General features: G+C 72.7%; 1 protein-coding gene. It reads left to right on the plus strand.

Annotated features, from left to right (window positions below; genetic code table 11):
* The first annotated feature begins 146 nt into the window (after nucleotides 1–146).
* Nucleotides 147–515, plus strand: coding sequence for a hypothetical protein (locus tag IH44_RS0140095; RefSeq protein ID WP_030464780.1), 369 nt, complete (start codon nucleotides 147–149; stop codon nucleotides 513–515).
* Nucleotides 516–531 lie beyond the last annotated feature (16 nt).

Below are 531 nucleotides of genomic sequence, written 5' to 3' on the forward strand. Positions count from 1 at the left end.
GCCCCGCACACCGGGCCCCATCTCCCCCTCCCACCCCGGGTCTTGGCAGATTGCCAAAGATTGTTGAAGATGTAACTGACATGATCGCGCACCGCGGTACCCCCCACCGCACGCGCCGATTCCCGCTGCCCGCAAGGAGTTCCCCCATGGCCGCGCCCCGGAAGAAGACCCTCGCCGCCACCGCCGCCACCGGAGCGGCCCTGCTGCTCGGCGCAGCTCTCGCCCAGCCCGCGGCCGCCGTCGAACTCCCGCACTCTGCCGTCGCCTACTTCGCCACCGGTAGCGACCTGACGGGCGCCCGGTTCGCCGTCGACACCACCGACACCGCCTGCCACGACCTCCCGGCCGCCGCGCGCTCCGCCGTCGACTTCACCGCCGCCGACATCACGGTCTACTTCAACGCCGGCTGCGCCACCGGCCGACCCGGCGGGTCCGGCGACCTCGCCTACGGTCTCGGCAGCCTGCACTGGGCCAACTTCCCCTACCCGGCCGTCAGTTACCGCGTCGTCGGCTGACCCGCCGCTCCCGCAC

Source organism: Kitasatospora sp. NRRL B-11411 (assembly GCF_000721345.1).
In the GTDB taxonomy this organism is placed as follows: domain Bacteria; phylum Actinomycetota; class Actinomycetes; order Streptomycetales; family Streptomycetaceae; genus Kitasatospora; species Kitasatospora cineracea.

What these genes read in the sequence shown, in the direction of transcription:
- IH44_RS0140095 (WP_030464780.1), top strand. Translation starts at nt 147, where the DNA reads ATGGCCGCGCCCCGGAAGAAGACCCTCGCCGCCACCGCCGCCACCGGA.